Origin of the sequence: Streptomyces seoulensis (assembly GCF_004328625.1) — a bacterium.
Classification (GTDB): domain Bacteria; phylum Actinomycetota; class Actinomycetes; order Streptomycetales; family Streptomycetaceae; genus Streptomyces; species Streptomyces seoulensis.
The window spans coordinates 3,068,514-3,084,467 of the sequence record NZ_CP032229.1; the positions used below are offsets into that span (position 1 = coordinate 3,068,514).

The 15,954-nt window shown below is 70.3% G+C and carries 15 protein-coding genes; 7 read left to right on the forward strand and 8 right to left on the reverse strand.

Features of this window, described 5'->3' with window-relative positions:
• Nucleotides 1-21 precede the first annotated feature (21 nt).
• The 3 genes from cydB to hisC all read right to left on the reverse strand — a co-directional run bounded on the left by cydB (nucleotide 22) and on the right by hisC (nucleotide 3,842).
• Complete coding sequence (gene cydB, locus D0Z67_RS14315; protein ID WP_031179121.1) at nucleotides 22-1,026, reverse strand: cytochrome d ubiquinol oxidase subunit II; 1,005 nt, start codon at nucleotides 1,024-1,026, stop codon at nucleotides 22-24.
• Between the two features lie 16 nt (nucleotides 1,027-1,042).
• Entirely contained in the window at nucleotides 1,043-2,551 is a 1,509-nt protein-coding gene (locus D0Z67_RS14320; protein ID WP_031179120.1) for a cytochrome ubiquinol oxidase subunit I, read from the reverse strand.
• 205 nt (nucleotides 2,552-2,756) lie between these two features.
• On the reverse strand, nucleotides 2,757-3,842 hold the full coding sequence (gene hisC / locus D0Z67_RS14325; RefSeq protein WP_031179119.1) for a histidinol-phosphate transaminase: 1,086 nt from the start codon (nucleotides 3,840-3,842) through the stop codon (nucleotides 2,757-2,759).
• Between the two features lie 416 nt (nucleotides 3,843-4,258).
• Between hisC and D0Z67_RS14330 the strand changes: the two genes are divergently transcribed.
• From D0Z67_RS14330 to D0Z67_RS14340, 3 genes are all read left to right on the forward strand, one after another.
• Nucleotides 4,259-5,371, forward strand: a complete 1,113-nt coding sequence (locus D0Z67_RS14330; RefSeq protein WP_031179118.1) for a LacI family DNA-binding transcriptional regulator — start codon at nucleotides 4,259-4,261, stop codon at nucleotides 5,369-5,371.
• Nucleotides 5,372-5,669: 298 nt separating this feature from the next.
• A complete protein-coding gene (locus D0Z67_RS14335; RefSeq protein WP_031179117.1) occupies nucleotides 5,670-6,743 on the forward strand; it encodes a metallophosphoesterase in 1,074 nt (357 codons plus the stop codon).
• A gap of 147 nt (nucleotides 6,744-6,890) precedes the next feature.
• Complete coding sequence (locus D0Z67_RS14340; RefSeq protein WP_031179116.1) at nucleotides 6,891-7,751, forward strand: hypothetical protein; 861 nt, start codon at nucleotides 6,891-6,893, stop codon at nucleotides 7,749-7,751.
• 28 nt (nucleotides 7,752-7,779) lie between these two features.
• Here D0Z67_RS14340 and thiC read toward each other — a convergent pair whose 3' ends face one another.
• Complete coding sequence (gene thiC, locus D0Z67_RS14345) at nucleotides 7,780-9,585, reverse strand: phosphomethylpyrimidine synthase ThiC (RefSeq protein ID WP_031179115.1); 1,806 nt, start codon at nucleotides 9,583-9,585, stop codon at nucleotides 7,780-7,782.
• Nucleotides 9,586-9,821: 236 nt separating this feature from the next.
• On the opposite strand from thiC, the gene D0Z67_RS14350 reads away from it, so the two are divergent.
• Entirely contained in the window at nucleotides 9,822-11,267 is a 1,446-nt protein-coding gene (locus D0Z67_RS14350; RefSeq protein ID WP_031179114.1) for a YibE/F family protein, read from the forward strand.
• Nucleotides 11,268-11,418: 151 nt separating this feature from the next.
• Here the strand turns inward: D0Z67_RS14350 and D0Z67_RS14355 are convergent, their stop codons facing one another.
• From D0Z67_RS14355 to D0Z67_RS14370, 4 genes are all read right to left on the reverse strand, one after another.
• On the reverse strand, nucleotides 11,419-11,856 hold the full coding sequence (locus tag D0Z67_RS14355) for an SsgA family sporulation/cell division regulator (protein WP_030806138.1): 438 nt from the start codon (nucleotides 11,854-11,856) through the stop codon (nucleotides 11,419-11,421).
• 97 nt (nucleotides 11,857-11,953) lie between these two features.
• Entirely contained in the window at nucleotides 11,954-12,811 is an 858-nt protein-coding gene (locus D0Z67_RS14360) for an IclR family transcriptional regulator (RefSeq protein ID WP_199812119.1), read from the reverse strand.
• Nucleotides 12,812-13,026: 215 nt separating this feature from the next.
• On the reverse strand, nucleotides 13,027-13,239 hold the full coding sequence (locus tag D0Z67_RS14365) for a DUF5326 family protein (RefSeq protein WP_031179112.1): 213 nt from the start codon (nucleotides 13,237-13,239) through the stop codon (nucleotides 13,027-13,029).
• A 130-nt stretch (nucleotides 13,240-13,369) separates the two neighbouring features.
• Nucleotides 13,370-13,687: a cupin domain-containing protein gene (locus D0Z67_RS14370; protein ID WP_031179111.1), complete on the reverse strand. Its 318-nt coding sequence runs from the start codon at nucleotides 13,685-13,687 to the stop codon at nucleotides 13,370-13,372.
• Between the two features lie 60 nt (nucleotides 13,688-13,747).
• Here D0Z67_RS14370 and D0Z67_RS14375 point away from each other — a divergent pair, with 60 nt between their 5' ends.
• The 3 genes from D0Z67_RS14375 to D0Z67_RS14385 are packed head-to-tail and all read left to right on the forward strand — an operon-like array spanning nucleotide 13,748 to nucleotide 15,778.
• Nucleotides 13,748-14,125, forward strand: coding sequence for a phage holin family protein (locus D0Z67_RS14375; RefSeq protein WP_031179110.1), 378 nt, complete (start codon nucleotides 13,748-13,750; stop codon nucleotides 14,123-14,125).
• A 7-nt stretch (nucleotides 14,126-14,132) separates the two neighbouring features.
• Nucleotides 14,133-14,624, forward strand: coding sequence for a low molecular weight protein-tyrosine-phosphatase (locus D0Z67_RS14380; protein ID WP_031179109.1), 492 nt, complete (start codon nucleotides 14,133-14,135; stop codon nucleotides 14,622-14,624).
• Nucleotides 14,621-15,778 (forward strand): cystathionine gamma-lyase, encoded by a 1,158-nt coding sequence (locus D0Z67_RS14385; RefSeq protein ID WP_031179108.1) that lies wholly within the window; start codon nucleotides 14,621-14,623, stop codon nucleotides 15,776-15,778. The genes D0Z67_RS14380 and D0Z67_RS14385 overlap by 4 nt, the downstream gene beginning before the upstream one ends.
• The last annotated feature ends 176 nt before the right edge of the window (nucleotides 15,779-15,954 follow it).

Consider the following 15,954-nt stretch of genomic DNA (forward strand, 5'->3'; position numbering starts at 1 on the left):
TGAAACATACCCTTGAGGCGGTCAGTGTGCGGCTTCGGCGATGTGCTGGGTACCGATGCGCTTGCGGAAGACCCAGTAGGTCCATGCCTGGTAGAGCATGACCAGCGGGGCGGCGATGACGGCGCACCACGTCATGATCTTGAGGGTGTACGGGCTCGACGAGGCGTTGGTGACCGTCAGGCTCCAGTCCGCGTCGAGGGTGGACGGCATCACGTTCGGGAAGAGCGACAGGAACAGCATCGCCACGACGGCCGCGATGGTCGCCCCGGACAGCGCGAACGCCCAGCCCTCCCGCACCCGCCAGATGGCACCCAGCGCGCCGAGCAGGGCGACGGCCGCCACGACGAGGGCGACCAGGCTGGCGACGTCCCCGCTGTGGAGCTGCGTCCAGACGAGGAAGCCGAGCGCCAGGACGACGGTCACCGGGCCGAGGCGCAGCGCCAGGGTCCGGGCCCGCGTCCGAATGTCACCGACGGTCTTGAGCGCCGTGAACACCGCCCCGTGGAGGGTGAACAGGGTGAGGGTCACCGCGCCGCCGAGCAGGGCGTAGGGGTTGAACAGGTCGCCCAGCCCGCCGACGTACTCGAAGTTCCGGTCGATCTTCACGCCGTGCACGATGTTGCCGAAGGCCACGCCCCAGAGGAACGCCGGGATCAGCGAGCACCAGAAGATCGCCCACTCCCAGTTGCGCTGCCACTTCTCCTCGGGCCGCTTGGCCCGGTACTCGAAGCCCACGCCGCGCACGATCAGGCAGACCAGGATGAGCAGCAGCGGCAGATAGAAGCCGGAGAACAGGGTGGCGTACCACTCCGGGAAGGCGGCGAAGGTCGCACCGCCCGCGGAGAGCAGCCACACCTCGTTGCCGTCCCAGACCGGGCCGATGGTGTTGATCAGCACCCGCCGCTCGGGCCGGTTCCGGGCGAGCAGCCGGGTCAGCACCCCGACCCCGAAGTCGAACCCCTCCAGGAAGAAGTAGCCGGTCCAGAGCACGGCTATGAGTACGAACCAGACGTCATGCAGTTCCATGGCTGTTCCCCCAGCGCTAGTACGAGAAGGCCATCGGCCGGTCGGCGTCCTGGTGGTCGCCGCCGATCTTCGTGGGCGGGTTGAGATCGGCCTCGGTCAGCTCCGGGGGACCGGCCTTGGCGTACTTGACGAGCAGCCGGACCTCGATGACCGCGAGAATCGCGTACAGCGCGGTGAAGACGGCCATGGAGATGGCGACCTCGGTCTGGGAGACACCGGGGGAGACCGCTTGGCGGGTCTGGAACAGGCCGTAGACGACCCAGGGCTGGCGGCCCATCTCGGTGAAGATCCAGCCCCAGGAGTTGGCGATCAGCGGGAAGGCCATCGTCCAGGTGGCCACGCGCCAGAACCAGGAGGTGAGCTTCGGGCCCAGCGTCCGCTTCCCGAACAGCACCAGCAGCGGCACCTCGTCGTCGCCGGTACGCAGGTGCCGGGGGAGCAGGAACTTCTTCCGGGTCAGCCAGAGCCCGAGCGCCCCGAGGGTGAAGGAGGCCATGCCGAACCCGATCATCCAGCGGAAGCCCCAGTAGGCGACCGGGATGTTGGGCCGGTAGTCACCGGGCCCGAACTTCTGCTGCTCGGCCTTGTTGACGTCGTTGATGCCGGGGACGTACGAGGAGAAGTCGTCGTTGGCGAGGAAGGACAGCAGGCCCGGCACCTCGATGGCGACGGTGTTGTGGCCCTTGTCCACGTCTCCGTAGGCGAAAACCGAGAAGGGCGCGGGCTTCTGACCGTCCCACAGGGCCTCGGCGGCGGCCATCTTCATCGGCTGCTGCTTGAACATCACCTTGCCGAGGGTGTCGCCGCTGATGGCGGTGAGCAGGCCGGCGATCACCACGGTGATCAGGCCGAGCCGCAGCGAGGTCCGCATCACCTTGATGTGCCGGCGCCGGGTCAGGTGATAGGCGGCCAGGCCCACCATGAAGGCGCCGCCGGTCAGGAAGGCCGCGGAGAGGGTGTGGAACGCCTGGGCGAGCGCGGTGTTCTGGGTCAGCACGGCCCAGAAGTCGGTCAGTTCGGCGCGCCCCCGCTCCTTGTTGATCCGGAAGCCGACGGGGTGCTGCATCCAGGAGTTGGCCGCGAGGATGAAGTACGCCGAGAGGATCGTGCCGATCGAGACCATCCATATGCAGGCCAGGTGGATCTTCTTCGGCAGCTTGTCCCAGCCGAAGATCCACAGCCCGATGAAGGTCGACTCGAAGAAGAAGGCGATCAGCGCCTCGAAGGCCAGCGGGGCGCCGAAGATGTCTCCGACGAAGCGCGAGTACTCCGACCAGTTCATGCCGAACTGGAACTCCTGCACGATGCCGGTGACCACGCCCATCGCGATGTTGATCAGGAAGAGCTTGCCCCAGAACTTGGTGGCCCTGAGGTAGACCTCCTTCTCCGTGCGCACCCAGGCGGTCTGCAGTCCGGCCGTCAGGGCGGCCAGGGAGATCGTCAGCGGGACGAACAGAAAGTGATAGACGGTGGTGATGCCGAACTGCCAGCGCGCCAGGGTCTCCGGCGCCAACGCCAGTTCCACGTCGTCACCCCTCCTTACCTCGCCGTTCCGGTGCGGCTTTCGCCGCTTATGCCCCCCACATATGGAGCAATCCGGTCGGAGCTTGTGAAAGCGTTCACATTCACAAGCCATTATGGCGCACACGTATTCGGCCTCCACAAGGGGGCCCCCACGACGAAGGGCCCCGCCTTCCGGCAGGGCCCCGCACGTCATGGTCGGACCGGTGTCAGTCCGCCGTCTCGCGACGGAACGCCTCCGCCGCCTTCAGGAACATGTCGTTCGCCTCGTTCTCCCCGACCGTCACCCGCACGCCCTCACCGGCGAACGGTCGCACGACCACCCCGTGGTCCTCGCACGCCGCCGCGAACTCCATGGTCCGCTCCCCCAGCCGCAGCCATACGAAGTTGGCCTGCGTCTCCGGCACCGTCCAGCCCTGCGCGCGCAGCGCGTCGACCACCCGGGCGCGCTCGCACACCAGCGAGCCGACCCGGCCGAGCAGCTCGTCCTCCGCCTGGAGCGAGGCGATCGCCGCCTCCTGCGCGACATGGCTGACGCCGAACGGCACCGCCGTCTTGCGCAGCGCGGCCGCCACCGGCTCGTGCGCGATGGCGAAACCGACCCGCAGGCCGGCCAGCCCGTACGCCTTGGAGAAGGTGCGCAGCACGCAGACGTTCGGCCGCTCCCGGTACAGCTCGACACCGTCGGGCACCTCGGGGTCGCGGATGAACTCCCGGTACGCCTCGTCCAGCACCACGAGCACGTCCTTCGGCACCCGGTCGAGGAACCGCTCCAGCTCGGCCCGGCGCACCACGGTGCCGGTCGGGTTGTTGGGGTTGCAGACGAAGATCAGCCGGGTCCGCTCGGTGATCGCGTCCGCCATCGCGTCCAGGTCGTGCACATCGCCCGGCGTGAGCGGCACCTGCACGGGCGTGGCCCCGCTGATCCGCGTGATGATCGGGTACGCCTCGAAGGAGCGCCAGGCGTAGATCACCTCGTCGCCCGGACCGCTGGTCGCCTGCACGAGCTGCTGGGCCACGCCGACCGAGCCGGTGCCCGTGGCCAAGTGGGAGACGGGGACGCCGAAACGCTCCGCCAGCTCGGCCATCAGGCCGCCGCACGCCATGTCGGGGTAGCGGTTGAACTCGGCGACGGCCGCCGCGACCCGCTCCATGACACCGGGCAGCGGGGGATAGGGGTTCTCGTTCGAGGACAGCTTGAAGGCGACCGGACCCTCGGCCGATGCGGGCTTGCCCGGCTTGTAGGTGGGGATACCCTCCAGCTCGGCGCGCAGCTTGGGGCTCGTCTCGCTCACCGCAGTCCTCCTCGCGACCACCGGCGGACCGTCGACGCCGCCGGCATCCAATGCTCCTCACCTTATGAGGATTCGGCGCACTTGCGTACCGGTGCGCCTCCGCTTCCGCGGCCCCGGGGCATCATGGGCCGCGCCGGGTGAGGGCTGCGCTTTAGGGGGCGCACCGCGCATTTGTCCGTGCGCCGGTGGCTCGCGCCGTGGCGCGCATCCCTCGTGAAGGTGAGTTGAGACCTCTTCGAAACATGGGGCACTTGGCAGGCTCACGCGCATCGACAAGACACGTCCTGTCATTGCACCGCCCAACTGACTTGCTTTCAAAGGTGGTTGGGCCCTGACGACCATGCAGAAACGTGCCTGTCAACGCATGCATATGCGTCCGCCCTACCCCACCACAAGAGCCCTACTATCGGCTCGCCATGACAGCAGCAGGGAAGCACCAGGTGAGCCGCGCGGAAACCTCCCGGCGGGGCAGCCGGCCCGGACGGGCCGGCATCAGAGACGTGGCCGCCGCCGCCGGGGTCTCCATCACGACCGTCTCCGACGCCCTCAACGGCAAGGGGCGGCTCCCGGACGCCACCCGCCGCCATGTCCGCGAGGTCGCGGACCGACTGGGCTACCGGCCCTCGGCCGCGGCCCGCACCCTCCGTACCGGCAAGTCCGGCCTGATCGGCCTGACCGTGACGACGTACGGGGATGAACCTTTCACCTTCACCGAGTTCGCGTACTTCGCCGAGATGGCGCGGGCCGCCACCTCCGCCGCGCTCGCCCGCGGGTACGCCCTGGTCATCCTGCCCGCGACCTCCCGGCACGACGTGTGGTCCAACGTCGCGCTGGACGGCACGGTCGTCATCGACCCCTCCGACCAGGACCCGGTCGTCAGCGAACTGGTCCGGCAGGGCCTGCCGGTCGTCTCCGACGGCCGCCCGGCCGGCTCCCTCCCGGTCACCGCCTGGGTCGACAACGACCACGAGGCCGCCGTCATGGGCATCCTGGACCACCTCGCCGCCGCCGGGGCCCGCCGTATCGGCCTGCTCACCGGCACCACGACGGACACGTACACCCACCTGTCCACCACCGCCTACCTGCGCTGGTGCGAGCGGGTCGGCCAGGACCCGGTCTACGAGGCGTACCCGGCGCACGACCCGTGCGCGGGCGCCGTCGCCGCCGACCGGCTGCTCGCCCGGCCCGACCGCCCGGACGCCGTCTACGGCCTCTTCGACCCCAACGGCACCGATCTGCTCGCCGCCGCCCGGCGCTACGGCCTGCGCGTCCCCGACGATCTGCTGCTGGTGTGCTGCAGCGAGTCCACCGTGTACGCGACCACCGAGCCGCCCATCACCACGCTCTCGCTGAAGCCGCGCCGCATCGGCACGGCGGTCGTGCAGCTCCTCATCGACGCCATCGAGGGGGTCGAGTCGGACCAGCCGGTCGAGCAGGTGATACCGACGGAGTTGATCGTGCGCACCTCTTCCCAGCGCCGTCCGCCGCGCACCACGGTCAGCCCGCCGCGGACGCCGGAACGAAGCTGACGGAGACCGGCCCGAGGGGGGACGGAGAGCTCCGCGAGGCGTGGCGGTGACCGGCCGCGCCTCGTCGAACCGGGGCGGGCGACCGCCCGGCGGGCACCCGATCACGGACGGGCAACCGGCCGACTCCTGCCCAATCGGGACGAAAGCCCCAGCGATCAGGGACCTCACCGTGATTCACCACCCCTGGGTCGTCACATGGCGCGACGCGCATTCCTATGATGGGCGCACGACACCGCGGGGCCGCTGCGACCAGGCAGTCCGAAGCGGTGCAGCTTCGGCGCGATGGTGGAGGGGTCTGATGACTCAGGGGGCCGGTCAGGGACCCGAGACGGAGCGTACGGCGACGTTGCGCGACTTCCGGGTGCCCGCGTACGTCCATGAGACCGGTCCGTACGCCGACGTGCACCCCGGTGACGTCGTCCCCCCGCACGCGGGGGACCACCCCGACGGGTACACCCCGACCGAGCGCGACCTGCCGGTGATCCAGCGCGACACCCTCCCGCCACCGCCCGTCGAGCCCGCTCCCGCCGCCGCGCCGCAGCCCGAGGACGGTCCCGGCCCGCTGTTCGTCGTGGGGGACGTCCACGGCTACATCGAGGAGCTGCTGAGCGCGCTGCGTGAGAAGGGCCTGGTCGACGAGGAGGGCCAGTGGTGCGCGGGCACCGCCCGGCTGTGGTTCCTCGGCGACTTCACCGACCGGGGCCCGGACGGCATCGGCGTCATCGACCTCGTGATGCGGCTGTCCGCCGAGGCCGCGGCGGCCGGCGGCTACTGCAAGGCGCTCATGGGCAACCACGAGCTGCTGCTGCTGGGCGCCAAGCGGTTCGGCGACACCCCGGTCCACTCCGGCGCGGGCACCGCCACCTTCCAGGCGGCCTGGCTGCTCAACGGCGGCCAGAAGACCGACATGGACCGCCTCCAGGACCACCACCTCCAGTGGATGGCCCGGCTCGACGCGGTCGAGGAGGTCGACGGCCATCTGCTGCTCCACTCCGACACCACCGCCTACCTCGACTACGGCGACTCGATCGAGGCGGTCAACGACACCGTCCGCGAAGCGCTGACCCGCAACGACGCGGACGAGATCTGGGACCTGTTCCGCAAGTTCACCAAGCGCTTCTCCTTCCGCGACGAGGGCGGCGCCGACGCCGTGCGCTCCCTGCTGGACACCTACGGCGGCTCCCGGGTCGTGCACGGCCACAGCCCGATCCCCTACCTGCTCGGCCAGGTGGGCTCCGAGGAGGGCGAGGAGCGGGGCGAGCCCCACGTCGAGGGCCCGCACGTCTACGCCGACGGCCTCGCCATCGCCATGGACGGCGGCGTGACCATGGCCGGAAAGCTGCTGGTCCAGCAACTCCCGCTGGACATCTGACGGTTCGTCTGGTCCCAATTTCCAGCAACCCTCTGTCTCCGTGCGGTATGACAGCTCTACCATCGGCTTATCCGTAGCAGGCTCCCCTCCGTTTCTGCCCGACGGCTCGTCACCATGCGAGCCCCCAGTCCTACGGCGCATCGGGGGATGCACATGAACAGCGTTCCGCAGCACCTGCTGAGCGAGGACCGCCGGGAGTTCGAGCGGCTCCTCGATGAGGCGCTGCGCTCCGCACCCGACCACCCGGAGCTGTCCGCCGTCGGACAGCGGCTCAACCCCGAGCAGCTGCGCACGATGGCGCTCGGCGCCACGGCCCTCATCACGGCGGCCGCCACCACCGAGTACCAGCACTACGTCAAGGCCCGCGAGGAGCTGCGCAATCCGGCTCCGGCAGCCGGGACGACCGTCACCGAGAGCGCCCCGGCGGAGGCGGAGCCGGGGGGCCTCGGGCTCGCCGCCGCTCTCGGGGAGACGGCCGAGGCCGCCGGCGCGGGCGCCAGCGCGATGGTCGCCGTGCTCGCCCCCGTGCTCGCCGGGACGGCCGCCGTGCTCTTCCTGCTGGTCGGCTACCTCCTGCGGATGGTCGCCCCCGGCCGGCAGTTCGGCCGGACCATGGTCACCGTCGGCTGGGTCTTCGGCGCCGTGACGGCGGCGGCGATCCTGGCCGCCGGGGTGGCACTGCTGCTCACCGCGCTGCGCAACAGCTCCTCCGCCGAGGCCGCCGCCCAGGAGGAGGCCCGCGAGTCGGTGGCGCGGGCCCGGGAGGAGTGGCGTGACGCGCTGCTGGAACGCGGCATCCTGCCCTTCCTCCGCGACGCCCTCGCCCATCCCGGCGTCCCCACCGCCCAGCCCCTGCCGGCCCCCGGCCCCAGCCGGATGCCGCGCCTGGGCTACGGCCGCCCCGGCTTCAGCAGCCCCGACGACGGCAACGCCACCGACCGCCCCCGCTTCAGCAGCCCGGACTACTCCAGCCCGGACTTCGGCGGCCCGGAGCACCAGCCGGACTGAAAGCCCGGCGGGACTTTCCGGACACGGCCTAGGACCGCTCCTCCGCGATCGGCAGATAGACCCGGTTGCCGGTGGCCGCGAACTCCAGCGACTTCTGGGCCATGCCCTCCTCGATCTCGGCCCGGTTGCCGCCGTGTTCGCGCCGGATGTCCTGCGAGATCTTCATGCTGCAGAACTTCGGCCCGCACATGGAGCAAAAGTGGGCCGTCTTGGCGGGTTCGGCGGGCAGCGTCTCGTCGTGGAACTCCCGTGCGGTGTCCGGGTCCAGGGCGAGGTTGAACTGGTCCTCCCACCGGAACTCGAAGCGGGCGTCCGAGAGGGCGTCGTCCCACTCCTGGGCACCGGGGTGGCCCTTGGCGAGGTCGGCCGCGTGGGCGGCGATCTTGTAGGTGATGACGCCGGTCTTCACGTCGTCCCGGTTCGGCAGTCCCAGGTGCTCCTTGGGCGTGACGTAGCAGAGCATCGCCGTGCCCCACCAGGCGATCATCGCGGCGCCGATGCCGGAGGTGATGTGGTCGTAGGCCGGCGCGACGTCGGTGGTCAGCGGGCCGAGCGTGTAGAACGGAGCTTCATCGCAGATCTCCTGCTGGAGGTCGATGTTCTCCTTGATCTTGTGCATCGGGACGTGCCCGGGGCCCTCGATCATCGTCTGTACGTCGAAACGCCTGGCGATCCGGTTGAGTTCGCCGAGCGTGCGCAACTCAGCGAACTGCGCCTCGTCGTTGGCGTCCGCGATCGAACCGGGCCGCAGACCGTCACCGAGCGAGTAGGTGACGTCGTACGCGGCGAGGATCTCGCAGAGCTCCTCGAAGTGCTCGTACAGGAACGACTCCTTGTGGTGCGCCAGGCACCACGCGGCCATGATCGAGCCGCCGCGCGAGACGATGCCGGTCTTCCGGTTCGCCGTCAGGGGGACGTACGGCAGCCGCACACCGGCGTGCACCGTCATGTAGTCCACGCCCTGCTCGGCCTGCTCGATCACCGTGTCCTTGTAGACCTCCCAGGTCAGCTCCTCGGCCCGGCCGTCGACCTTCTCCAGCGCCTGGTAGAGCGGCACGGTGCCGATCGGCACGGGGGAGTTGCGCAGCACCCACTCGCGGGTGGTGTGGATGTTGCGGCCGGTGGAGAGGTCCATGACCGTGTCCGCGCCCCAGCGGGTCGCCCAGGTCATCTTCTCCACCTCCTCCTCGATCGAGGAAGTGACCGCCGAATTGCCGATGTTGGCGTTGACCTTCACCAGGAACCGCTTGCCGATGATCATCGGCTCGATCTCCGGGTGGTTCACATTGGCGGGGAGTACGGCGCGGCCCGCCGCGATCTCCTCGCGGACCACCTCGGGGGCGACGTTCTCCCGGAGCGCCACGAACTCCATCTCCGGCGTGATCTCCCCCCGGCGGGCGTATGCGAGCTGGGTGACCGCCCCGCCCGTGCGCCCGCGCCGGGGCTGGCGGGGCCGTCCGGGGAAGACGGCGTCCAGGTTGCGCAGTCCGCCGCGCGGCGAGGTGTGCTTGATCCCGTCGTCCTCGGGGCGGACCGGACGGCCCGCGTACTCCTCGGTGTCGCCACGGGCGACGATCCAGTTCTCCCGCAGCGGGGCCAGGCCCCGGCGGACATCGGTGTCGGCTTCCGGATCGGTGTACGGGCCGGAGGTGTCGTACAGCGTGACCGACCGCCCGTTGGTGAGATGCACCTGACGGACCGGCACGCGCAGGTCGGGGCGCGAACCCGCGACATACGCCTTGTGCCAGCCGATGGACTTCCCGGCCTCCTCGCCCGACGAGTTGCTCGTCGCGTGCTGCGCGGAGGCAGGCGTGCGTGCGTCCTTGTTGGTCATGAGACCTACTCCCTACGCCGGCATTACCCGGTAACAGGTTCGGCGGTCGACGCAGCGATTCCCGTCCGCAGATGTTCCCGGGGAACCACGTTCCACGTGAAACATCGCAACGACGGAGGTCAGCGCCCTCTCAGCCCGGTGCTCCGAGCTCCCGCGTGTGCAAAGTGCCTCCACGCTAGCGCCCCATATGACGGGATGAACAGTGGGCCTCCCCCGTTCTTGCAATGATCGGGCCCGTGACCACGACACAGCAGCCTCCCCACCCTCCTCCCGGCCCACCCCACCGGCCCGGCTCCGGCCCCGGCGATGGCCATGGGCACGGTCACGGTCACGGTCACGGTGGGCATGGCGGGCATGGCGGGCACAGCGCGGGAGGCGGGCACGGTCACTCCCACAGCCATGGCCCCGCCGCACCCGTCTCCAAGCATCTGCGCAAGGTCATCGCGGCCATCCTGATCCCGTTCAGCGCGGCCGTCGTGGTCGGTCTGGTGGTGCTCTGGCCCGGCGGCGCGCCCTCGCACCAGCGCACCGGCGTGGGCTTCGACCGCCAGACGCAGCAGGCCACCGTCACCACGGTCACCTCGGTGAGCTGCCAGGTCGGCGGCGCGGGCGGACAGGACCCGGTCGGCGACCCCTCCGCCACGGGCGGCGCTCCCGCTGCCCAGGAGGACAGGAAGGGCCCCTGCAAGAAGGCCACGGTCCGGGTCGACACCGGCAAGGACAAGGGCCGTACCTTCACCGAGCTGGTCCAGCCGGACCAGACCCGGCAGCTGCACCAGGGCGACAAGGTCGTGGTCGCCTACGAGCCCAAGGCGCCGAGGGAACTCCAGTACGCCGTCACCGACCTGAACCGCACGTTCCCCATGGCTCTGCTCGCCGGGATCTTCGCGGTCGCCGTCGTGGTGGTGGGCCGGCTGCGCGGTGTCATGGCGCTGGTGGCCCTGGCTGTCAGCTTCCTGGTGCTGACCCTGTTCATCCTGCCCGCGGTGCTCCAGGGCTCGAACCCGCTGCTGGTGGCCGTGGTCGGGGCGAGCGCGATCATGCTCATCGCCCTGTACATGTGCCACGGCCTCTCCGCCCGGACCTCCGTGGCGGTGCTCGGCACTCTGGTCTCGCTGGTGCTGATCGGCGTCCTCGGCTCGCAGTTCATCGGCTGGGCGGCGCTCACCGGCAACACGGACGACAACACCGGCCTGATCCACGGGCTCTACCCGTCGATCGACATGAGCGGCCTGCTGCTCGCGGGCGTCATCATCGGCTCGCTCGGCGTACTGGACGACGTGACGGTCACCCAGACCTCGGCCGTGTGGGAACTGCACGAGGCCAACCCCTCGATGGGCTGGCGCGGGCTGTACCGCGCGGGCATCCGCATCGGCCGCGACCACATCGCGTCCGTCGTCAACACCCTGGTCCTCGCCTACGCGGGCGCCGCGCTGCCCCTGCTGCTGCTGTTCTCCATCGCGCAGAGCGGTGTGGGCACGGTGGCCACCAGCGAGCTGGTCGCGGAGGAGATCGTGCGCACGCTGGTCGGCTCGATCGGCCTGGTCGCCTCGGTGCCGGTCACCACCGCGCTCGCCGCCCTGGTCGTCTCGGCGGACCGCCCCGCACCCGGTACGGCGGCTCCGGCGGGCGCACAGGCCGTCGCGGCCCCGGGCGGCCGGGGACGGCGCCGGAAGCACTGAGCGGGGCGTGGGGGCGCCGCAGGCCGGGGCAGGGCCTGCGGTCCGGGGCGGCACCGGAGCCGGGGCGGGCGCCTAACCCGTGCAGAAGCGTTTCTTCAAAGGTTCATGGAGTCCGGTCGAGCGCTTCTCGGCCCCTGCCGGCCCCACCCCTTCAGCCCGCGCTCTGCTCCTCGGCCAGGATGCGGCCCAGCGCCTCGTCGAGGTGGGTGTCGAAGTCGGCCAGCGCACCCTCCTGCCCGAGCGGCACCAGCTTGTCGGTGCGGTCGAGGAACGCCACGAGCGGCGGCGTGGAGGAGCGGAACAGGGCCTGGTCACCGCCCACCTGAAGCCGGATCAGCACCTCGCCCAGCACCTCGCAGTCGACGGGGGAGATGTGCACATCCCCCTCGCCGCAGGGCCGGCCGACCCCGTCGATCATCAACTCCCGGCCGAAGACCCAGGTCACCGGGGCGTCACCGGGCAGATGGAAGGTGAGCCGCACCGCGTAGGGATCACTCGTCTCGTAGCGCAACTCCACCGGGATACGGAAGGAAAGCTCCTCCGAGACGAGAAAGCTCATCATGACTTCTGCCTGTACGGACTCGCGCATCGCCTACCCCGTCATAAGACATCGACTGGCCGGGTTTAATCCCTGACTGGGGTCAAATCTAGCTGAACGTGCATGGCAGATCACAAGGAGTGAGTTTTCAGATGCTGATAGAGAGCGCCAGCGCACCCATGTGACGACCCATTTCCGCCTGCAACCTCCTTGTCATGGACGGGAGTTGATCAGCCTGATGGGCCGGGAGCGAAATCGCCATCGTCGCGGCGGTTGTACCGACAGTGATCGGAACCGCCGCACAGACCGCGCCAAGTGCGTACTCCTGCCGCTCCACCACCGGTTCCATGCGCCGGGTCCTGGCCAGCCGCCTGAGCAGGGCATCGTTGTCGCGGACGGTGTACGGGGTGAGGGAGCGCACCGGGTAGCGCGCGAGGTGCTCGCGGCGGGTGTCCTCGTCCAGCTGGGAGAGCAGGCACTTTCCGACGGCGTGGGCGTGTCCCGTCTCCCGGAAGTCGGCCCACTCCGCGACCGCGGGTGTCTCCCGCGAGTCGGCCACACACATGACCTCGATCTCGCCGTCCCGGTACATCGCGTAGTACACCGGGGCGCCGATGCGATCGCGCCAGTGCGCGAGGGCGTCGGCCACCGTGCTGCGACGTTTCTGCTGCGCTCCGCTGCTGCTGAGCCGGTCCGCCGCGTCGCCGAGGAAGAACCGCCCCTTGTCCCGGCGCAGATAGCCCTCGTGCACCAGGGTGCGCAGCAGGTGGTACGCCGTGGGGAGCGCGAGGCCGGTCTCGCGGGCCAGTTGCTTGGCGGGGGCGCCGTACTCGTGCGCGGCGACCGTCTCCAGCAAACGCATCGCGCGCTGGACGGACCCGATGAGGGTCGCGGAGTGCTTGTCGGGGGCGGTGGCGGCGGGCGGCCGCTGCATCGGGGGCGCGCAGGACCGCGCCGGAGCCGGGGGTGCGTGGGGTCCTGCCGGGGCGGTGTCGACCGTGGCCAAGGATTTACTCCCGAAGCGCGGAGGTGGGGGCGCCCGTGCGGGGTGGACACGGGTGGGGTGCGTGCCGCCCGTGGGGTTCGGGGCCTCACGGGAGTTCCGGACTCTAACCGTCCACCACCGCGCGCGGACGGCCTGCCGGGGAAACTTCCCTCCCCCGAGGGAACCGGCGTTCCGTGTTACCGCCCTGGGTCACCGCTCCCCGGCACCCCCGCGCCTCACCAGTCGCCGCGCGAGGAGGTGCCCGCCGTGAACTTCCGCACCACGTAGATGAGTCCGCCGACCAGGGCGACGAAGAGCAGGAGCTTGAACAGCAGGCCGATCAGGAAGCCGACCACGGTCGCTATCAGGCCGCCGAACACCACCAGCGCGATGACCGGCACCGCGACCCACTTCACCCACCACGGCAAGCCCGTGAAGATCTCTCGCATCGCCTTGTCCTTTGCGCTCGCGGTTCTCGATGTCCCGCTTCGATGCTAGGGCCGGCGAGGGCCTGAGTGGGGGTCTCGCACCCCTTGTCGTCCCCTGATCCATCCCCTAGGGAACCCTGAGACGCGACCCTCAGCCCTCAGGGGGAGAGAACACCACCAGGACCCGCAGATCCTCGCTGATGTGGTGGAACTTGTGGGACACCCCGGCGGGCACGTAGACCACGCTGCCCCGCGCGACCTCGGTGGTCTCAAGACCGACCGAGACCGAGGCCCGGCCGCTGACCACGAAGTACACCTCGTCCTGGGAGTGGGGGTTCTGCGGGTCGTGGGAGCCGGCGTCCAGCGCGTACAGGCCGACCGACATGTTCCGCTCCCGCAGGAACTGGAGGTAGGCGCCGTCGTTCGCAACGCGCTCCGCCTCCAGATCGTCCAGCCGGAATACCTTCATCGCCGTCGTCCGCCCTTGCCGCGCCGTCCACCCTGATTCTGGTCTGCAACGATCAGACACATGAAGAATCTCCTAGTCAAGACGATCGCCAACGCGGGCGCCCTCGCGGTCGCCGTGTGGCTCCTCGACAAGATCACCCTCACCGGTGACAGCACGGGCAAGAAGGCCGCCACGCTGATCGTGGTCGCGCTGGTCTTCGGGCTGGTGAACCTTCTGGTCAAGCCGGTGGTGAAGGTGCTCACCTTCCCGCTGTTCATCCTGACCCTCGGCCTGATCACCCTGATCGTCAACGCCCTGATGCTGCTGCTGACCTCGTGGGTGTGCGGGCAGCTCGGCGTCGGTTTCCACGTGGACGGGTTCTGGGCGGCCGTGCTCGGCGGTCTGATCATCTCCATCGTCTCCTGGGCGCTGAACCTCGTCCTGCCCGACGAGGACTGATCCGGTCATGACCTACCGCGTCTGTTTCGTGTGCACCGGCAACATCTGCCGCTCCCCGATGGCCGAGTCGGTCTTCCGGGCGCGCGTCGCCGAGGCCGGGCTCGACGGCCTGATCGAGGCCGACAGCGCCGGCACCGGCGGCTGGCACGAGGGCGACGACGCCGACCCGCGCACCGTCTCCGTCCTGGACGAGCACGGCTACGGCACCGGGCACACCGCGCGGCAGTTCCAGCCGTCCTGGTTCGGCCGGCTCGACCTCGTGATCGCCCTCGACGCCGGCCACCTGACGGCCCTGCGCCGCCTCGCCCCCACCGAGGAGGACGCCCGCAAGGTGCGCCTGCTGCGCTCCTACGACCCGGCGGCCGGCGCCGACCTCGATGTCCCGGACCCGTACTACGGGGGCCGCGACGGCTTCGAGGAGTGCCTTGAGATGGTGGAGGCGGCGAGCGCCGGACTGCTCGACTCCGTACGCGAACATCTGGAGGAACGGCCCGTATGAACGACAACGCCGCGCACCCGGACTCCCCCGGCGACGGCACGCGCGCCGTCCGCGCCGGTCTTCCCGAGCCGGTGAAGCACGAGCCGACCCTGCCGGGACCGGTCTTCGCCGCCCACTTCCACCTGCCCGGCGAGGTGAGCGGCCCGTACTCCTACGGCCGTGACGGCAACCCCACCTGGACCCTGCTGGAGCGGGCCATCGGCGAGCTGGAGGCGCCCGGCGCAGGCGACACCGAGACGCTGGTGTTCGCCTCCGGCATGGCGGCGATCTCCGCGGTGCTCTTCTCCCAGCTCAAGACCGGCGACATCGTCGTGCTGCCCTCCGACGGCTACCAGGCGCTCCCCCTGGCGCGGGCCCAGCTGGAGGCGTTCGGCATCGAGGTGCGCACCGCGCCCACCGGCGGCGACGCCCAGCTCGACGTGCTCGACGGGGCGAAGCTGCTGTGGATCGAGTCGCCGTCCAACCCGGGGCTCGACGTGTGCGACATCCGGCGGCTGGTGGAGGAGGCCCACGCCCGCGGGGCGCTGGTGGCCGTGGACAACACTCTCGCCACGCCGCTCGGGCAGCGTCCGCTGGAACTGGGCGCCGACTTCGCCGTGGCCAGCGGCACCAAGCAGCTCAGCGGGCACGGCGACGTCCTTCTGGGGTACGTCGTTGGCCGCGCGGGCGAGCCGATGGACGCCGTGCGCCGCTGGCGGAAGATCGTCGGGGCGATCCCCGGCCCGATGGAGGCGTGGCTCGCGCACCGCTCGATCGCCACTCTGCCGCTCCGCGTCGACCGGCAGAACGCCACGGCGCTCGCGGTGGCCGAGGCCCTGCGCGACCGGCCCGAGGTCTCCGGCCTGCGGTATCCGGGGCTGCCCGACGACCCGTCGCACGAGGTCGCCGCGCGGCAGATGCGCCGCTTCGGCTGCGTGGTCTCCTTCACGCTGCCCACCCGCGAGCACGCCGAGCGGTTCCTGGCGGCGTTGCGGCTGGTCGAGGACGCGACGAGCTTCGGCGGGGTGCGCTCCACCGCCGAGCGGCGCGGCCGCTGGGGCGGGGACGCGGTGCCGGACGGGTTCATCCGCATGTCGGTCGGGGCCGAGGACGCCGAGGACCTGGTGGCGGACGTGCTGCGGGCCTTGAACGAGTCCGCCGAGTCTGTGGGCTGAGAGCGCGGTGCGGGCGGTCCGAGCCTCCCCCCTCGTGGCTCGGACCGCCCCCGGTTCCGTGCGTGAAGAACCGCGCCAACAAGGCTAGTTGACTCTGCGTCAGTGTCCAATCACGGTAACGACAGAGACCTATCGACTTATTTATAGTTGGGGCCTGCCCGGCCTGCCCGAGGAGG